The following is a 17,441-nucleotide window of genomic DNA, read 5'->3' on the forward strand; positions in this document are numbered from 1 at the left end:
TGTTTCTCATAAAAATTATTGCGAAATATAAGTTAAAAGTTTGGCCTATATTTCGCATGACTATTTAAAGATCCCAAAATTCCCTTTACTCATATATACCAATTATCCAATTTATAGAGCGATTTGTAAATATATATAAGTGTATTTATATTGGTTTAAAAAATAGTTATTTTTATTTCAATTATTAATTATAATAATATTAATTTCTTATTTTCATATTATTTTGGAAAAAAATATGACAACTTCACAAACATGATGTATGATAGAGTCCATCAATAAAAAACAAGTGTTCATTTCTTGTGAACACAAAAGGTGGGATTAATATGGCTAAAGAAAAATTAAGCCGAAGTTTATCTTCAAGACAAATGCAAATGATCGCTTTAGGTGGAACCATCGGAGTCGGTCTATTTATGGGTTCTGCATCCACCATCAAGTGGACCGGACCTTCAGTCTTATTGGCTTATGCTTTAGCTGGGCTAATTCTTTATATGGTAATGCGTGCTTTAGGGGAAATGCTTTATGTGGACCCTTCAACCGGTTCATTTGCCAAATATGCAACCGAATATTTACATCCGGTGATTGGATATTTGACAGCTTGGAGTAATGTTTTTCAATATTTAGTCGTTGGTATCAGTGAAGTTATCGCCGTGGGAACTTATTTGGAATTCTGGTTCCCCACAATGCCAAAATGGATTGCAGGTGTTATTGTTGTTGTAACACTTTGCTTAGCCAATTTGACATCAGTTAAAGCATATGGTGAATTGGAATTTTGGTTTGCCTTAATTAAAGTTCTTACTATTATTATGATGATCATTTTAGGATTTTTCGTCATTGTCTTTGGTTTTGGTAACCACGGTAACCCTGTTGGTATCAGCAATCTTTGGACAAACGGAGGATTTTTCACTGGTGGTCTGAAAGGATTTATTTTTGCATTATCGATTGTTGTAGCTTCTTATCAAGGTATTGAAGTTATCGGTATCACAGCTGGTGAAGCTGAAGATCCACAAAAAAATATCGTGAAAGCTATTCGTTCAATCGTTGGTAGAATTTTGATTTTCTATATCGGAGCAATTTTTGTTATCGTTTCTATCTATCCTTGGAACAAATTAGGTACGATCGGTTCACCATTCGTTGAAACATTTTCCAAAGTTGGTATTACATTTGCAGCCGAAATCATTAACTTCGTTATGTTGACAGCTGCTATGTCAGGCTGTAATTCTGGTATTTTCAGTTCCAGCCGGATGCTCTACACATTAGGTATCGAAAAGAATTTGCCTAAGTCATTTACAAAATTGTCAAAACACAGTGTTCCTTATATTCCAGTTATCGCAATTTCAACTGGTATCTTAATTGGTTTGATTTTGAACTATTCATTGCCAGCACTCCTACATACATCAAGTAATATTTTCGTTATCGTATATAGTTCCAGTGTTCTACCAGGAATGGTTCCATGGTTTGTGATTTTATTCAGTGAACTACGTTTCAGAAAAATCAATAAAGATAAGATGGCTGAACATCCATTCAAGATGCCATTTTACCCAATCAGTAATTACTTATCGATTGCGGCATTATTGGTTATCCTAGTCTTCATGTTTTTAAACCCTGAAACAACTGTTTCATTACTAGTTGGCGTGGTCTTCTTGATAGCTATGACCATCGTCTACTTCGTCAAGAACCGTAAATCAGTCAAAGCAAAAGAACCTAAAGCTGAAAAAGTCAGTGATGACTCTGAAGAAGAATTAGATTAATAAATAAAAGACATCTATCCAAGTTTAAGTTGAAAACTTGGATAGATGTCTTTTTTCGTTATAACGCTCTAATTAATTTTATTTAAAAACTGCTAGACCACCAGCTGGATTATTCCAATCTGGTTCTTGAGCTGTGACAATCAATTTCTCATTAACAAAGGCCATCAAACCTAATTCACTCATTTCACGTCCATAACCTGAACCTTTGATACCGCCAAATGGCAATTCTGGCAAAGAGATGAAGAAGGAATTGACGAAGACCATTCCTGTTTCAATCTTTTCAGCAACTCTCTTACCACGTTGTGGGTCGCCAGAAACAACTGTGCCACCAAGTCCTAATTCAGAGTCATTAGCTAAATCAATAGCTTCTTGGTCTGAACTTACTTTAAAGACTTGAGCAACTGGTCCAAATAATTCATCGTAAAATTCAGGATTATCCTTAGAAATATCTGTCAAAATGGTTGGTTCTAAAAATTGACCTGGCAAATCAATTGGTTTGTCGCCATAGTAAATTTTGGCACCGCCTTCAACAGCTTTATCGATTTGTCCTTGAAGCTTTTCCTTAGCACGCTTAGAATTCATTGGAGCAATTGTAGTATTTGGATCCATTGGATCTCCTGGCGTCAATTTTTCAAAATTTTCTTTTAATTTCTTCAAAAATTCATCATAGAGATTATCAGCGACAATAAATCTCTTAGCAGAAGTACATACTTGACCAGCATTATAGATTCTAACTCTCCATGCTAGGTTAACCGCCTTATCAATATCAGCATCTGATAAGACGACAAAGGCATCAGAACCACCTAATTCCATCGAATTCTTCTTCAAATTCTTACCAGCATTAGCAGCAACTGATTGGCCACCACGCTTTGAACCTGTCAAAGCAACGCCTTGAACTCTCTTATCGGCAATAATATCGCTAACTTGATCATAACTGGCAAACAAATTAGTCAAACTGCCTTTTGGAGCTCCTGCTTCAGAAACGATTTTTTCAAATGCTTCTGCAGAGCCTGGTGTATTAGAAGCGTGCTTTAAAATCATTGGGTTACCAACCATAAAGTTTGGTGCGAAGACACGCATAATTTGATAATATGGGAAATTCCAAGGTTCAACCATCATCAAAACTCCGGTTGCTTCTTTAACTACTTCAGCATCCCCAGTATTACGACTTGTAATAGGAGTTGGTTTCAAAAGATCAGCACCATTGTCAGCATAATAGTCGGCAATCATAGCGCACAATTCAACTTCTCCTTTTGATTCACTGATCAACTTACCCATATCGATCGTGGCAATCTTAGCTAATTCATCCTCATTTTTTCTCAATAAATCAGCAATTTTATGTAAAGTCTCAGAACGACTAGCAACTGGCTCATTTCTCCACTTCTTATAAAGAGCATCTCCAGTACTTAAAGCCTGTTCTATTTCTTCTGATGTTGCATCAGGATAAGATTTCACAAGTTCATTATTATAAGGGTTAATCGTTTTATAAGCCATTTTGTTCCTCCTCAATCATTAGTAAACACATTAAAGCGCTTACCTCGTTGTCAATTGTAGTTTAATGAACCTTATTTTTAAACCATTTAGACTCATCCGCTTAAATAAGTGGGTCGCACCTCTTTTGAAAATAGCTGAATCAACCTTTCCAATCTTTGTGAAAAAAGAGTACCATAGGGAATAAATATTAAATGAAGGGTGTTTTTTTCATGGGTGTTTTCTTCTCAAGTATTCAGGGAATCCTCATCATCATCGGCTTGATTGCCGTTGGTTATGGTTTGAGTTATTTAGGCTGGTTTTCTGAAAATGCAACTAATTTAATTGCCAAATTAGTTACGCAAGTTGCCTTGCCTGCTTATATGATTTCCACTATTACTAAGGATTTTACGGCTAAAAAATTAATTAAATTGCTACCTGATTTAGCAATTCCAGTCATTTCAATGACTATTTTGATTTTTGTCTCAATTCTATTAATTAAAATTTTGAAGATTGATCCTAAACATAAAGGATTGTTCTCTTCAATGTTCTTCAACTCCAATACCGTCTTTGTTGGATTGCCCGTCAACATGGCACTTTTTGGCGAGAAGAGTTTGCCTTACGTTTTAGTTTATTACATGGCTAATACAACCTTTTTTTGGACTTTAGGAACTTACCTAATCCAAATGGATGGAGAAATCAAAGGTCACTTCAAGTTAAAGACCACCTTAAAGAAAGTCTTCTCGCCACCATTATTAGGATTTATCATTGGATTGATTTTAGTTATCTTACATATTCAACTACCAAACTTTTTAATGTCGGACTTTGAATACTTAGGAAACCTAACGATTCCTTTATCGATGATCTTCATCGGAATTTCCATCTTTAATGCTGGATTAAAGAATATCAGCTTCCACAAAGACAACATCGCTATTCTCTTTGGAAGATTTTTATGTGCCCCATTATTAATGGCCGCCTTATTCTTATTCATCCCTTCAACACCATTGATGAGACAAGTCTTTATCGTTCAAGCAGCCATGCCAGTAATGACTAATGCCCCAGTAGTTGCAAAACTTTATCACGCCGATTCAAATTACGCCGCGATTATGGTTACAGAAACTACTTTGATGAGTTTGATCGTTGTGCCTATTATTATGATGATTATTAAATAAAGAGAGCGAAGTGGGGGCGCTCAGCTCCCGAGGATTAAGACCAATATCTCAGTTGGTTGCGAAGCAGCCAACAGAAATATTAGACTTAACCGCAAGGAGTTGCCCCCACGTAGCTCGTTTCCGCTATAAAGCAAAGAAGCGACACATCAATCTTATTAAAAAAATCAAAAAAGTTGCCAGTTCAAAATCTGAACTGACAACTTTTTTTATACCAATATCTAAATTTGAATCAAAAACCTATTCAGAATCTTTTTGAATAAACTTCTCGATTCCCTCTTTAAGTCGTTGAACGCCATCTTCAACGTTGCTGCGAGGAGTAGATAAATTAATTCTCAAGAATTGATTGCCATTACCTTTATACTTAGTACCTTCAGCTAGATACAAACCAGTTTCATCTCTCAAAAATTGATTAAATTTATCTGACTCATTAGTCAACTTGCTGCAGTCAATCCAAGCTAAGTAAGTTGCTTGAGCTGGCAAAACTTTGATTTCAGGAATATTTTCTTTAGCAAATTTTTCCAAATACTCACGATTGCCTTGAATATATTTACGTAATTCGTGCAACCATTCGCTTCCCTTAGTGTAAGCGGCTATTGAAGCATCGATGGCCAAAACTCCAGGTTCATTGGAACCATCAATGGCAACGGCACGAGCAGCTTTTTCACGAACATCCTTATTAGGAATAATCATCGTTGAAGCATGCAAAACAGCCAAATTGAAAGTCTTGCTTGGAGAAACTAAAGAAATACTATTGTTAGTAATTTCTGAATCCAACGAAGCAAATGGCGTATAGTTATAACCTGGCATCGTCAAATCTCCATGAATTTCGTCAGAAATAATCATGACATTATATCTCCATGCCAAACGACCAATTCTGGTTAAAACATCGCTATCCCAGATATGGCCGGTTGGATTATGAGGATTACAAATAATCATAACGGTTGTTTGTGGATCAGCTAATTTACTTTCCAAGTCATCCCAGTCGATTTCATAAGTCCCATTTTTATAAGTCAATTCACTATTCAAAATGTGACGACCATTATTTGTAATCGTCTTATAAAATGAATTATAATTAGGCTCTTGCAATAAGACATTATCGCCAACGTCAGTCATATGACGCAAAATGGCACCTATTGATGGCATAACGCCAGTACTGAAAACTAGCCATTCAAGCTTTGGCGAAAAATCGTGCTCAGTTCTGTACCAATTGGCCACGGCTCGGTAATATTCATCTGGGACGTATTGATAACCAAAAATGCCACGTTCGACATCCTTGTGCATGGCTTCAATAACTTCGGGAACTGTTTGAATGTCCATGTCAGCAACCCACATTGGCAACTCATTTTCCTCAACATTCCACTTGTTTGAATTGGTATCGCGACGGTCATTTATCTTGTCAAAATCATACTTCATTCATTTCACCTCTTAATCGTATTCATTTCGATATTATCACTAATCAGCAAATTTCGTGAATGTAAGCTTATATATTAAAATAAATATAATATCATTAGAAATGACTCTGTATTTTTAACTTTTGAAATGCCATAATAAAAAGTATTAGATTGGAGTATATTAAATGCCATCACTTTTTCGAAAAAAAGATATCGTTCATGATTTAGAAAACGAACAAACTAGTCTCAATCGAACTCTCAGCGCTAAAGACCTAATCATCATGGGTGTCGGCGTCATAGTTGGTTCAGGAATTTTCATCACGCCAGGTATCATTGCCGCAAATTATGCTGGCCCTGGGGTTATTTTGACTTATTTATTAGCAGCCTTAGTCTGTATCGGCGCTGCTTTTTGTTATTCAGAATTCTCTTCCACTATTCCCTTAGCTGGAAGTGCTTATACTTATTCTTATTCAGTCTATGGCGAAATAATCGCATGGATCGTCGGTTGGTCGTTGATTTCAGAGTACTTATTCGCAGCTTCATCAACAGCTGTCAGTTGGTCAGCTTATTTTCGGAACCTTTTAGCCGGCTTTGGAATTACCTTACCAAAAGTTTTACAGTCAGCTTCTGGAACAGCCGGAAACCCAAGTGGACGCTTTGATTTAGTTGCGTTTATCATCGTTTTGATTGCAACAGTCCTTTTGTTGCAAGGTTTAAATGAATCAATGAAGGTTAATACAATTATGGTTTACGTCAAAATTTTTGTTATCCTGCTCTTCATTGCCGTAACAGTCTTTTACGTTAAGCCTAAGAATTATCAACCATTTTTACCATTTGGCGTTGGTGGAATCGGACGAGGTGCCGCCGTGGCCTTTTATGCCTTTCTAGGTTTTGACGTCGTCTCTTCAGCCAGCGAGGAAGTTAAAAATCCTAAACGAAACATGCCAATAGGAATCATAGCTTCACTCTTAATTGTTGCTATCTTATATGGATTAGTTTCCTTGGTTCTCGTCGGAGCAGTCAATTATAAACAACTTAATGTGGCTGACCCCGTGTCACACGCGCTAAATTTGCTTAATCTTAATTGGGTCTCTGGCATCGTTTCATTAGGTGCCATCATGGGTATGACAACAGTGTTGTTAGTCGTAATTTACGGTGGAACCCGTTTGATCTTTTCACTCAGTCGTGATGGCTTATTGCCACAAAGATTTAAAAATCTCAGTAAACAAGGAGTTCCAATTAGTAGTACCTTTTTAGTTGGCTTGGTTGCAGCTACAGTTGCTGCGGTCGTACCAATTGAAAAAATTACTGAATTAGTCAATATCGGGACGTTATTAGCTTTTGCCGTAACTTCAATTGGTGTTATCTTTTTACGCCATAGCAAAAATACTAAAGACCTTAAACCAGCCTTTCGAGTGCCATTTTATCCTGTTTTTCCATTAGTTTCTTTTGTTGCCTGCATTTACTTAATGACTCAATTGCAGAGTTTCACTTGGAAAATGTACGCTGGCTGGACAATACTAGGATTAATAATTTACTTTGGTTATAGCTTCCGCCACAGTAATGAAAAATCTTAATTAATAAAACTAGTATTTTTAGCCTTCCAATCTTCTAGTTTGATGCAAACCCAAAATGAATAAATACCAAGCGTTACGATGGATAAAGCAAGCCATTTTATCCAGTTGCCAAACAGTCCCATCGCACTTCCAGAAAAGTGCATTCTCTTACCATCGACAACTGTGTGATCAATTTTCCATCCAAATAACAAACATAGGGCCCACGGATACAAGATACCTAGACTGAAAAACGTCATAAGTCCGCAACCGATTCCTAATAAAATTAATTCTATTAAACTTCCATCAAAGAAAGAGTCTCGTCCATATTTCATTTCCATTGAATCAGAATTTGCCGCTGACTCGCTAAAGATCACATTTTCTCGTTCATTCATTTTTCTATCCCCTAATTTTTAATGTAGAGATAGTATACAAGAATTATCTTTTAGAAAATGTACTAAATTCAATTAATTTACTAACATTAATAAGTTAATTAAATGCTGAATATATAAGGTTTTGGACCAAGTTATCAATCAAAATAAAAATTTAAATATCGTTAAAACAAAAAATGCCGATCAAGAATTGATCGACATTTTTTTATTCTTATTTAACTGAATAGTTAGGTGCTTCTTTCGTAATTGTAACGTCATGTGGATGTGATTCTCTTAATCCAGCATTTGAAATTTGAATAAATTGAGCATCTTGTAATTCTGTAAGATTATGTGCTCCAACATATCCCATTCCTGAACGTAAGCCACCAAGCAATTGGTAAATCACATCGCCAACAGCACCTTTGGCTGCAACGCGACCTTCGATACCTTCTGGAACTAACTTGTTTGCTTCGTTAATTCCACTTTGGAAGTAACGATCTGATGAACCGTGAGACATGGCAGCCAAACTACCCATTCCACGGTAAGTCTTGAAACGACGACCTTGATAAATTTCAAATTGACCAGGAGCTTCATCAGTACCGGCCAACATTGAACCAAGCATAACGGCGTTACCACCACCTGCTAGAGCTTTAACAATGTCACCTGAATACTTGATACCACCATCAGCAATAATTGTCTTGCCATATTCATGGGCCACGCTTGCGGCATCATAAACAGCTGTCAATTGAGGAACACCGACACCGGCAACGATTCTAGTTGTACAAATTGAACCAGGTCCAATACCAACTTTAACGACATCAACACCAGCATCGTACAAGGCTTTAGTACCTTCAGCAGTTGCTACGTTTCCGGCAATCAAAGTTGCTTCTGGGAACTTAGCTCTGATTTCACTGATTTTTCTTAAAACACCAGCTGAGTGACCATGAGCTGTATCGATGATAATTGCATCTGCACCTGCATCTAACAATGCTTCAGCACGTTCGAAGGTATCGCTTGTGACACCAACAGCTGCAGCAACGAGCAAACGACCATACTTATCTTTAGCTGCCTTAGGGAACTCTTTAACTTTTTCAATATCTTTAATTGTTACTAAACCACCGAGACGACCGCTCTTATCGATCAATGGCAACTTTTCGATTTTGTGATCTTGAAGGATTTCCTCAGCTTCCTTCAAAGATGTACCAACTGGTGCTGTTATCAAGTCTTCACTCGTCATAACGGTACCAATTTTTACTGAATAATCTGTAATGAAACGTAAATCTCTATTAGTAATGATTCCGACTAATTTTAATTCATCAACGCTTGTAACGATAGGAACGCCACTGATGTGATAAGTTGACATCAACTTTTCAGCTTGGCTAACTTCATCGTCTGCTGTTAAATAAATTGGATCAATGATTACTCCGTTTTCAGAACGCTTAACTTTGGAAACCTCGTCAGCTTGTTGTTCAATACTCATGTTCTTGTGAATTACACCTAGTCCACCTTGACGAGCCATTGCAATGGCCATTGGTGCTTCGGTAACTGTATCCATACTTGCACTCAAAATTGGAGTGTTTAATTTAATATTTTTTGCTAATTGAACTGATAGATCTACCTCATTCGGTAAAACGTGACTCTCCGCTGGTATCAATAAAACATCATCAAACGTGAAGCCCTTTTTATCAAATTTTGTATCCCATGCCGACATGATATTCCTCCTAGTTTGTTTTTACCTGTTGGTAGATAAAATTTATAGACATGATAGCCGATTTTTTTACAATAGTCAATAAAAGTTTGTGAAAATAAAAAGACTTATCCTTTAAGGACAAGCCTATTAATACATTTTTATTGCTACAACCTTGTAATTCCAAAAATCTTTTTTCTCGAGATAAAAATCAAAACTACGCTTCTTCAAACACAATTTATAACGAATTAAATCGTCTTCTTTGGAAATAAAATCATCGACGCGATAAAGCTCTTGATTACTATTGCTTTTTAAATAATCAGCTGTTTTTTCATCAACTGCAATTTGAACTATCTTATCCTTATCCATTAGGGTTGCTCGACAAGCATAGACCATCCTCTTACGAATAAGGTCATTTATAAATAACATAATAATTATTAAAATTATTATGAGCAGCAAAATGCTGCCATAAATTTCCGCAATCACAATCCCCGATAAGTTCATAATAATCAACACTTTTTATATTTTTTTATTCGATATAATAATATCATGACTATATTATTGTTATCAAACATATAGCTTTTTAGTTTTGATTTGGCAGTTTTGAAGCTTCATGGTAAGCTTTTTTACAGACGTTTTAGGGGGGATTTAAATATGAAAAAATTAGTTCGGGATAAAATTCCGGATATTATTTCTGACGATACTCAGTTCGAAGTTCTTTCCAATGAAGATTATCGCGTAATATTACGTACAAAGATAATTGAAGAAGCTAAAGAAGTTCAAACTGCTGCTACACGTGCTAACTTAGTCGAAGAACTCGGGGATTTAGAGGAAGTTATCCGTGCTATTTTAGATGATGCTTCTATTACGTATGAAGAAATGGACAGTCTTAGACAAGCTAAAATCAATCAAAAGGGTAAATTTGCTAAAAAATTTGTTATGATTAAACCTAATGAAGAATCGTAAATCTGTTTATGATTCTTCTTTTTTATCCAGAAATTGAATTTGTACAACAAAACAAAACAGTTTAATATTATCTTATACTTTTACACAGAAAGAAGATTATCATGCAAATTTTGACCTTATTCATCGTGGCATTGGTTGCGGTTGAACATGTCGGCATCGCCTTTTTAGAGATGTTTGCTAAACCTGACATGCAAGCTAAAGCCTTTGATATGCCATTGGACTTTGTTAAATCAGAGCACGCACAAATTGCTCTTGCTAATCAAGGAATTTATAATGGCCTTTTTGGCGTTTTAATAATGTTAATGATCTTATTTTTTACTGGTTCAACTCTAAAAAATTATTCTTATCCTTATGATGCTTTACATCGTTCTTGTGGCCCTTTATGGTGCCTTTACAGCTTCAAAGAAGATTCTCTTTTTACAAGGATTGCCTGCTTTAATCGCTTTGATTTTGGTAGCTGTTTTCTTTAAATAATCCTAAATCTTCTATAATATAAGTAATTTTATAAAGAATGGAAAATACAATGAAAAAAGATTCATTACTAAAGAGTTCACTTTGGATTTCCATTAGTGGAATAATTTCGAGAGTTTTAGCTGTCGTCTATATTATTCCTTGGAATATCTGGATTGGACCCGCTGCCGTTTATGCTGCCAATGCGATGTACGGTAAAGTTTATAATATCTACAATTTATTCTTAATCATCGCAACTGCTGGTATTCCTTCAGCAATTTCAAAAGAAGTTGCAGCACACAATGCTTTAGGCCGATTCGACCAAAGTGAAAAGCTCTTTAAAAAATATACTTTCTACATGACATTAGTTGGTATCGGTTGTGCTGCCGTTATGTTCTTTGGAGCAAAATATGTTGCTATCGTACTAGCGGCAGGCGATATGCGCGTCGTAACGCCTATTAAATATTTGAGTATTGCAATGTTGATTATTCCTGCTTTAGGAATTCTTCGTGGCTATATTCAAGGTTATGCTTTTATTTCATATTCAGCTTTTTCTCAAGTTATTGAACAAATTGCTCGTGTGGCTTACATGCTTTATGCCACTTATACAATTATGATTTTACAAAAGGGTAATTATATTTCTGCTGTTAATCAGTCTACTCTTGCTTCATTTATTGGTGCCACTTTAGCTTACTTATTCTTGCTTTGGATTCGCGTCAAAGTCAGACGTTCAACAACAATTGAAGATATAAAGCCACCAAAAAATGTGGCTCCAGCATCAGATATCAACTTTGGTTCAATGCTAAAGTCAGCTATTCCCTTTTTGCTAGTCGATACAATTATGACCGTTTTGCAATTGTTCGATCAGACTACTTTTACTTGGATTTACCAGCTGATTTTACATGCTAGTCAAAAAACCATCGATAATCTGTATGCGATGTTTGGCTTCCAAGCTAATAAAATCATCATGGTGCTAGTTTCTCTAGCCATTTCAGTCTCTGCTTCAGTTATTCCCGCATTATCAGCGATGGTCAGTCGTAAGGTTGAAAATAAAGAAGTTCAAAACTTCATGCGTAAGATTATGCAATTTACTATCTTTATTATTTTGCCAGCTACATTTGGTGTCATCGCTATCAGTCGCCAACTTTGGACAGCTTTTGTTTTCTATAATCAAAGTATTTTAGGAGCTAAAGTTTTGATTGTTTCTTGTTTTGAAGCTTTCTTCTATTGTTCATTTATGATTTTGGAAAATATCTTGCAAGTAACTAACCACATGAAAAAATCCATGATTTACTTAGCCATTGCCTATTTGATAAAAATTATTTTGCAATTACCAATGACTTTGATGCTTGGCGTTTACGGACCCGTAGTCGCAACGACGATTGCTTTTGTAATTATGAGTTATTTTGACTTTAGATTATTGAATAAACAGTTCCAAATTATCGATAAAGTCTTAGCCAAAAAATTATTCCGCATTTTTATCGACGGTTTAATCATGCTTGTAGTTGTTGGAATTGCTAATTTATTAATTGTCCAAGTGATTTCTGAGGCAACTAAAGTCGGAGCTATCATTGTAATTATTATCTGTGGTATCTTAGGAATCCTTGTCTATGGTTTCTTAAGTTACAAAGATGGTTCTTTAAAAATATTGAAAGAAATTCGCGATACAAAAATATACTAATATGGAAAGAATTAAAAATTATTTAGTTTTTAATTCTTTTTTTATACCATCATTATGCTTTATACTGAATTTAGAAAAGATTGGAGGTCGCTTTTAATGGCATACGATAAGAAATTCATGCGGCTTGCTGCTAATGAAGCTCAAAAAAATGTTGGAACTCAAATTGGCGGACCCTTCGGAACTGTCATCGTCAAAGATGGAACGATTGTGGCCCAAGGTAAAAACAGCGTTTTATCCAATGATGACCCTACTGCCCATGGTGAAATACAGACTATCCGTAAGGCTTGCAAGAAACTCAAAACTCACGATTTGAGTGGTTGCGAATTATATACCAACGCTTACCCCTGTCCTATGTGTTTAGGTGCTATCATTTGGTCAAATATTAAAACTTGTTACTATGGCAATACTCCTGAAGATGCTGATAAAATCGGATTCCGTGACGACGTTATGTATAAATTTTTAGATAGTGGTTCAACAGATAAATCAACTTTAAATTTAGAACAACACGATCGTGACTTAACTATCAAAGCCTTTCAAGATTTTAAAGAAAATGAAAGCAGTACCGTTTACTAATTTTCAATTATTTTTTAAAAACCGTCCAATTCATTAATGAATTGGGACGGTTTTTTTGGTCGTTTCAAGACTGTTATATCGCCTTTAATACGAATTTAGTATAAACTGTATATAAAAATATTTGACGTCAAAAATAAAAAATAGTATCGTATAAAACATTGAAAACGATTACCCGATAAGGAGAGATAAACGTGTTAGTAGGAAGCATTGAAGCAGGTGGAACTAAATTTGTTTGCGCCGTAGGTGATGAGGATTACCGTATTAAGGACAGCATACATTTCCCAACAACAACACCTGAGGAAACAATCCAAAAAGCAATTGACTATTTTAAGAAATTCGACATTGAGGCTTTAGGGATTGCTTCATTTGGACCAATTGAATTAAGAAAGAACTCACCCAAGTATGGTTATATAACGTCAACGCCAAAGCCAGGTTGGAAAGACACAAACTTCATCGGCAAGATGAAAGAAAACTTTGATATACCAATGTTTTGGACAACTGATGTTAACGGTTCAGCTTATGGCGAATACGTTATGTCAACGTTATCTAACGAAAAAATCGATTCATTAGTTTATTACACAATCGGTACTGGTGTAGGTGCTGGTGCTATTTCTAACGGTGACTTTGTTGGAGATGTTGGACATCCAGAAATGGGACACACATTCTTAAAACGTCACCCTGACGACCTAGACTTCAAGGGAATCTGCCCATATCACGGCGATTGTTTAGAAGGATTAGTAGCCGGACCTACATTCGATGCTAGATTAGGCAAACCAGGAAAAGAAGTACCACTAACAGACCACACCTGGGACATCATGGCCTACTACGTAGCCCAAGCAGCTATTCAAGTAACATTGATCCTAAGACCAGACAAAATTGTCTTCGGTGGTGGAGTAGTCAGCGAACCATTCCTAGACAAAGTACGAGCACAATTCAAAGAACTACTAAACGATTATGTAGAAGTACCAGAATTAGATAAGTACATCACAATGCCAGAAATCAAAGACAACGGCTCAGCAACATTAGGTGATTTTGCTTTGGCTATTAGAGAATTGCAGGATTAGAGAAAAAGAGAGTGCAGGTGGGGCGGTCAGCTCACGAGGACTAAGACAATTTCACGAATTGCTCGCGCACCTTGCGAGTGATTTGGGAAATAGGCTTAGCCGCAATGAGTTGCCCCACCGGAACTCGTTTCAGTTAGAGAGTGCAGTGGGGACGGTCAGCTTCCGGAGCCTAAGACAATTTCACGAATTGCTCGCGCACCTTGCGAGTGATTTGGGAAATAGCCTTAGGTGTAGGAAGTTGTCCCCACGGAACTCGTTTCCACTATAAAGCAGCAAAACACCAAAAGCACTAAACGTATAAAACAACAAAAAAGCCCTCAACCAAAGGATAACCTCCAAAAGTTGAGAGCTTTTTTAAAAATAAAATCATCAACCAAGAGAGAACTGAAAAAGGTCCTCTCTTTTTCTATACATCAAAATCAAATTTTCAAAAAAAAGAATCTCCCTAACTCCTCTTCCGAAAAATAATAAACTTACTAAAAATATAATTCAAAACAACCACGACCACATTAGCAATGAACTTAACCAACAATCCATTCCAACCTAACAACGAAACACCAATCGTCATCGTTCCCTGATCGATCACCCAAGAGGCAGCTCTAAACAAGAAAAATGATCCCATTTCTTTCCAAAAAGCGCCCCAAGTACTGGTATGGGAATTAAAAACCCACAACTTATTAGTAACGTAGGCAAAAAGGACTGACAAAACATATGCGACAGCATTGGCAATCTGATAATTCCAGCCTAAAAATTGCCATAAAATATCGAAACTAGCGATATTAACGACAGTTGTTAAAACTCCAAAAAATAAATAAGGGATCGTATCTTTATATTTCTTCCACAATTCTTCTATCATTTAATTTATTCCTTAATGGTTTAATTTCCAATTTTTATAACTTAATCCTAAGAAGTAAGCAATCACTTCAAAAGCTGAAATGAAGAAGGTCACTGGCCAATTAGTTACAAAAGCTAAGTATAGTCCTAACCAAACTCCAGCAAGCGACAATCCTACTGACACCATAATTAACTTAGGAACGGTATGGACTAAATACTTAGCCGTTGCTCCAGGAAGAGTCAATAGAACGAAAACTAATAATGAACCTACGATTTGAGCACCAATACTGACGCTTAGAGCCAAAGTTACTAAAAAAGCGATAGAGAGTAATCGAGTCTTTAAACCGGCTGCACGGGCTCCAATATGGTCAAATGAGTCAAATGAAAGTGGCTTATAGAAAATTATGAAAACAAAAATTACAAATAAAGCCAAAATCATTAATTGCTGAACTTCCTTGGCACTGATTCCGACAATACTACCAAATAAGATGTTAGTAGCATAACTACTGGATTCAGATGACAACGACAAGAATAAAATTCCTAAACCAATGAACAGCGATGAAATAGCACTGATTGAAGCCTCACGCCGAGACGATTCTGTGCTCAAACTGCCGACTGCAATTGAACTGACCAAAGTAAAGAGAATCATCCCTGCTAATGGTGATATTCCCACTAGAATGCCAAATGCCGCTCCAGCAAAGCCAATTTCTGACAACGTGTGCGACAGAAAAGACATGTTGCGAGATACAACGAAGACCCCGACTAATCCAGCCGTTATAGCGATAAAAGTACTAGCAATAAAGGCCTCGCGCATAAATTCATATCCAAACATCTTTTAACCACCCATCTCGAACATCTCTTCAGAAATGTCACTCACATTAACTTCTTTAATCGTTTTATTCTGGAAGAAAAGTGCTCGACTCGTATATTTCTTAGTCAATTCGTAATCATGCGTAATGAAAATGACTGTTAAATTATACTTCTGATTTAGTTCTTGCACTAAATCCATCAACTGCATCTTGACCTCAACATCCAAACTAGCCGTCGATTCATCCAAAATCAAAACCTTCGGGTCGTTCAACAAAGCCTGGGCCAGATAAGCCTTTTGCTTTTCACCACCAGAAGCTAAGCCTAATGGACGATTTTTTAATTGCGTCAGACCCGTCTTTTCCAAAATGTTTTTGATCAATTCATCGTTTTCACGCTTCTTAGTTGGACTAAAAGTGAATTTTAGATTCAAGCGAATAAACTGCTCAATATTCAAAGGATAATCTAAATCAATGTTTCTAAATTGAGGAACGTAGCCAATCGACTGCTTGTTATCAAGCGACAATTCGCCGCTAGTCTTTTTCTCTAATCCCATCATGATTTTAACCAAAGTCGTTTTCCCAGACCCATTAGGACCAATCAAACTAATAAAGTCGCCATCATTGATTTTGAAGTTGAGATTTTCAAAAACTAGTTGTTGCCCAAATTTCTTGGTTAGATCTTTTGCTTCAATCACAGTTATTTCTTCACTATCCTTTCAATCTGCGTAATATTGCTGTTCATCCAATCATAATAACCTAAATCGCTAGGCAAAGTTTCCGTAAAGTAAACGATTGGAACATGATGCTTTTTCGCTAAGGCTGTCATTTTAGTAATGATTCCACTAGTAACTTGCTTATTGACCACTAAAAAACTAACTTTGTGGTTTTTTAAGCCTTGTTCCATTTTCTCAACATCTTCAATGGAAGGGTCCGTGTCATCTTCAATCGATTTGGCAAAATGCGGATTAGCAATCGACATCCCTAAATCCTTTAACAAGTAATAAGGCAAAGGTTCAGTTGCATAAGCCTTTTTCCCATCAGTGTACTTTTTCAAAGCTTTTTCTCTTTTGATCAAGCGTCCCAATTTTAAATCGTATTTCTTAAAGTTAGCTTGATAATAAGCTTGATTCTTGGGATCGATTTTTTTCATGTGTTGATAAACGCTACGCGTCAATTTCTGAACGTTTGAAACGCCAAACCAAACGTGTTCATTAGCGCCATCTTCTTTTTTCAAAACGTCGCTTGAGAAATCAATCAAATTTTTATTCTGACTATTGGCAGTCACAATTTTATTGATCCAATCGTCATATCCCAGACCACTGGAAACAATCAGTTGTGAGTCAGCCACTTGCTTAGCATCGTTACTCGATGGCGAAAAGCTATGTGGATCAACATTGACTGATTCGATGATTGATTTGACTTGGTACTTGTCCCCGACGACGCTTTCAATCGGTTCAATATATGTATTGACCGTTGTTGTGATAAGTTTCTTGGAAGCAGTTCTTTGACTGCACCCGCCTACAAATATCAGTAGCGAAAATAAAAGGCTGTACGATAAATAAAGTTGATAGGTATTTTGCAATCAACTTTATTTTTGTATACCATTTATTAGTAATAACCATTTAAGAACACCAAAAAAGGACACCATTCATGCCCTTTAGATGTTCGACCC

At 36.2% G+C, this 17,441-nt stretch carries 16 protein-coding genes and 1 pseudogene; 8 read left to right on the top strand and 9 right to left on the bottom strand.

Annotation, left to right across the window (positions count from 1 at the left end; genetic code table 11):
* Positions 1-323 precede the first annotated feature (323 nt).
* Positions 324-1,748, top strand: coding sequence for an amino acid permease (locus FHL05_RS06235; RefSeq protein ID WP_153384883.1), 1,425 nt, complete (start codon positions 324-326; stop codon positions 1,746-1,748).
* A 78-nt stretch (positions 1,749-1,826) separates the two neighbouring features.
* Here FHL05_RS06235 and FHL05_RS06240 read toward each other — a convergent pair whose 3' ends face one another.
* Complete coding sequence (locus FHL05_RS06240) at positions 1,827-3,242, bottom strand: NAD-dependent succinate-semialdehyde dehydrogenase (RefSeq protein ID WP_153522290.1); 1,416 nt, start codon at positions 3,240-3,242, stop codon at positions 1,827-1,829.
* A gap of 209 nt (positions 3,243-3,451) precedes the next feature.
* On the opposite strand from FHL05_RS06240, the gene FHL05_RS06245 reads away from it, so the two are divergent.
* Positions 3,452-4,390 carry an AEC family transporter gene (locus FHL05_RS06245; RefSeq protein ID WP_153522294.1) on the top strand — a complete coding sequence of 313 codons (939 nt, stop codon included), beginning with the start codon at positions 3,452-3,454 and terminating at the stop codon, positions 4,388-4,390.
* A 237-nt stretch (positions 4,391-4,627) separates the two neighbouring features.
* On the opposite strand, the gene FHL05_RS06250 is transcribed toward FHL05_RS06245, so the two are convergent.
* The gene (locus FHL05_RS06250) at positions 4,628-5,803 is read right to left on the bottom strand and encodes a MalY/PatB family protein (protein WP_153384881.1); all 1,176 of its coding nucleotides are present in this window, start codon (positions 5,801-5,803) and stop codon (positions 4,628-4,630) included.
* A gap of 163 nt (positions 5,804-5,966) precedes the next feature.
* Here FHL05_RS06250 and FHL05_RS06255 point away from each other — a divergent pair, with 163 nt between their 5' ends.
* Positions 5,967-7,358, top strand: a complete 1,392-nt coding sequence (locus tag FHL05_RS06255; RefSeq protein WP_153384880.1) for an amino acid permease — start codon at positions 5,967-5,969, stop codon at positions 7,356-7,358.
* On the opposite strand, the gene FHL05_RS06260 is transcribed toward FHL05_RS06255, so the two are convergent.
* The 3 genes from FHL05_RS06260 to FHL05_RS06270 form a co-directional block, all read right to left on the bottom strand.
* Complete coding sequence (locus FHL05_RS06260; RefSeq protein WP_153384973.1) at positions 7,355-7,675, bottom strand: DUF898 family protein; 321 nt, start codon at positions 7,673-7,675, stop codon at positions 7,355-7,357. The genes FHL05_RS06255 and FHL05_RS06260 overlap by 4 nt on opposite strands.
* A 262-nt stretch (positions 7,676-7,937) precedes the next feature.
* Positions 7,938-9,416 (bottom strand): IMP dehydrogenase, encoded by a 1,479-nt coding sequence (gene guaB / locus FHL05_RS06265; protein WP_153384879.1) that lies wholly within the window; start codon positions 9,414-9,416, stop codon positions 7,938-7,940.
* A gap of 126 nt (positions 9,417-9,542) precedes the next feature.
* Positions 9,543-9,761 carry a hypothetical protein gene (locus tag FHL05_RS06270; RefSeq protein WP_153384878.1) on the bottom strand — a complete coding sequence of 73 codons (219 nt, stop codon included), beginning with the start codon at positions 9,759-9,761 and terminating at the stop codon, positions 9,543-9,545.
* 285 nt (positions 9,762-10,046) lie between these two features.
* Here FHL05_RS06270 and FHL05_RS06275 point away from each other — a divergent pair, with 285 nt between their 5' ends.
* The 5 genes and pseudogenes from FHL05_RS06275 (at position 10,047) to scrK (ending at position 14,126) form a co-directional block, all read left to right on the top strand.
* The gene (locus FHL05_RS06275) at positions 10,047-10,358 is read left to right on the top strand and encodes a nucleoside triphosphate pyrophosphohydrolase (RefSeq protein WP_153384877.1); all 312 of its coding nucleotides are present in this window, start codon (positions 10,047-10,049) and stop codon (positions 10,356-10,358) included.
* A gap of 101 nt (positions 10,359-10,459) precedes the next feature.
* Positions 10,460-10,832: pseudogene (locus FHL05_RS06280) on the top strand (DUF1304 domain-containing protein).
* A 49-nt stretch (positions 10,833-10,881) separates the two neighbouring features.
* Positions 10,882-12,489, top strand: a complete 1,608-nt coding sequence (locus FHL05_RS06285) for a polysaccharide biosynthesis protein (RefSeq protein ID WP_153384876.1) — start codon at positions 10,882-10,884, stop codon at positions 12,487-12,489.
* A 96-nt stretch (positions 12,490-12,585) separates the two neighbouring features.
* A complete protein-coding gene (locus tag FHL05_RS06290) occupies positions 12,586-13,062 on the top strand; it encodes a nucleoside deaminase (protein WP_153384875.1) in 477 nt (158 codons plus the stop codon).
* Positions 13,063-13,253: 191 nt separating this feature from the next.
* The gene (gene scrK, locus FHL05_RS06295; RefSeq protein WP_162000232.1) at positions 13,254-14,126 is read left to right on the top strand and encodes a fructokinase ScrK; all 873 of its coding nucleotides are present in this window, start codon (positions 13,254-13,256) and stop codon (positions 14,124-14,126) included.
* A 445-nt stretch (positions 14,127-14,571) separates the two neighbouring features.
* On the opposite strand, the gene FHL05_RS06300 is transcribed toward scrK, so the two are convergent.
* Genes FHL05_RS06300 through FHL05_RS06315 form a run of 4 tightly spaced genes read right to left on the bottom strand, consistent with a single transcriptional unit; the run spans position 14,572 to position 17,351 of the window.
* Positions 14,572-14,982, bottom strand: a complete 411-nt coding sequence (locus FHL05_RS06300) for a GtrA family protein (protein ID WP_153386192.1) — start codon at positions 14,980-14,982, stop codon at positions 14,572-14,574.
* A gap of 12 nt (positions 14,983-14,994) precedes the next feature.
* The gene (locus FHL05_RS06305; RefSeq protein ID WP_153386194.1) at positions 14,995-15,792 is read right to left on the bottom strand and encodes a metal ABC transporter permease; all 798 of its coding nucleotides are present in this window, start codon (positions 15,790-15,792) and stop codon (positions 14,995-14,997) included.
* A 3-nt stretch (positions 15,793-15,795) separates the two neighbouring features.
* Complete coding sequence (locus FHL05_RS06310) at positions 15,796-16,464, bottom strand: ATP-binding cassette domain-containing protein (protein ID WP_162000233.1); 669 nt, start codon at positions 16,462-16,464, stop codon at positions 15,796-15,798.
* 2 nt (positions 16,465-16,466) lie between these two features.
* The gene (locus tag FHL05_RS06315) at positions 16,467-17,351 is read right to left on the bottom strand and encodes a metal ABC transporter solute-binding protein, Zn/Mn family (protein ID WP_153522292.1); all 885 of its coding nucleotides are present in this window, start codon (positions 17,349-17,351) and stop codon (positions 16,467-16,469) included.
* Positions 17,352-17,441: the final 90 nt, after the last annotated feature.

The organism is Companilactobacillus halodurans, from assembly GCF_009600995.1.
GTDB classification, from domain to species: Bacteria; Bacillota; Bacilli; order Lactobacillales; family Lactobacillaceae; genus Companilactobacillus; species Companilactobacillus halodurans.

What these genes read in the sequence shown, in the direction of transcription:
- FHL05_RS06235 (WP_153384883.1), top strand. Translation starts at nt 324, where the DNA reads ATGGCTAAAGAAAAATTAAGCCGAAGTTTATCTTCAAGACAAATGCAA.
- FHL05_RS06240 (WP_153522290.1), bottom strand. Translation starts at nt 3,242, where the DNA reads ATGGCTTATAAAACGATTAACCCTTATAATAATGAACTTGTGAAATCT.
- FHL05_RS06245 (WP_153522294.1), top strand. Translation starts at nt 3,452, where the DNA reads ATGGGTGTTTTCTTCTCAAGTATTCAGGGAATCCTCATCATCATCGGC.
- FHL05_RS06250 (WP_153384881.1), bottom strand. Translation starts at nt 5,803, where the DNA reads ATGAAGTATGATTTTGACAAGATAAATGACCGTCGCGATACCAATTCA.
- FHL05_RS06255 (WP_153384880.1), top strand. Translation starts at nt 5,967, where the DNA reads ATGCCATCACTTTTTCGAAAAAAAGATATCGTTCATGATTTAGAAAAC.
- FHL05_RS06260 (WP_153384973.1), bottom strand. Translation starts at nt 7,675, where the DNA reads ATGGAAATGAAATATGGACGAGACTCTTTCTTTGATGGAAGTTTAATA.
- guaB (WP_153384879.1), bottom strand. Translation starts at nt 9,416, where the DNA reads ATGTCGGCATGGGATACAAAATTTGATAAAAAGGGCTTCACGTTTGAT.
- FHL05_RS06270 (WP_153384878.1), bottom strand. Translation starts at nt 9,761, where the DNA reads ATGGATAAGGATAAGATAGTTCAAATTGCAGTTGATGAAAAAACAGCT.
- FHL05_RS06275 (WP_153384877.1), top strand. Translation starts at nt 10,047, where the DNA reads ATGAAAAAATTAGTTCGGGATAAAATTCCGGATATTATTTCTGACGAT.
- FHL05_RS06285 (WP_153384876.1), top strand. Translation starts at nt 10,882, where the DNA reads ATGAAAAAAGATTCATTACTAAAGAGTTCACTTTGGATTTCCATTAGT.
- FHL05_RS06290 (WP_153384875.1), top strand. Translation starts at nt 12,586, where the DNA reads ATGGCATACGATAAGAAATTCATGCGGCTTGCTGCTAATGAAGCTCAA.
- FHL05_RS06300 (WP_153386192.1), bottom strand. Translation starts at nt 14,982, where the DNA reads ATGATAGAAGAATTGTGGAAGAAATATAAAGATACGATCCCTTATTTA.
- FHL05_RS06305 (WP_153386194.1), bottom strand. Translation starts at nt 15,792, where the DNA reads ATGTTTGGATATGAATTTATGCGCGAGGCCTTTATTGCTAGTACTTTT.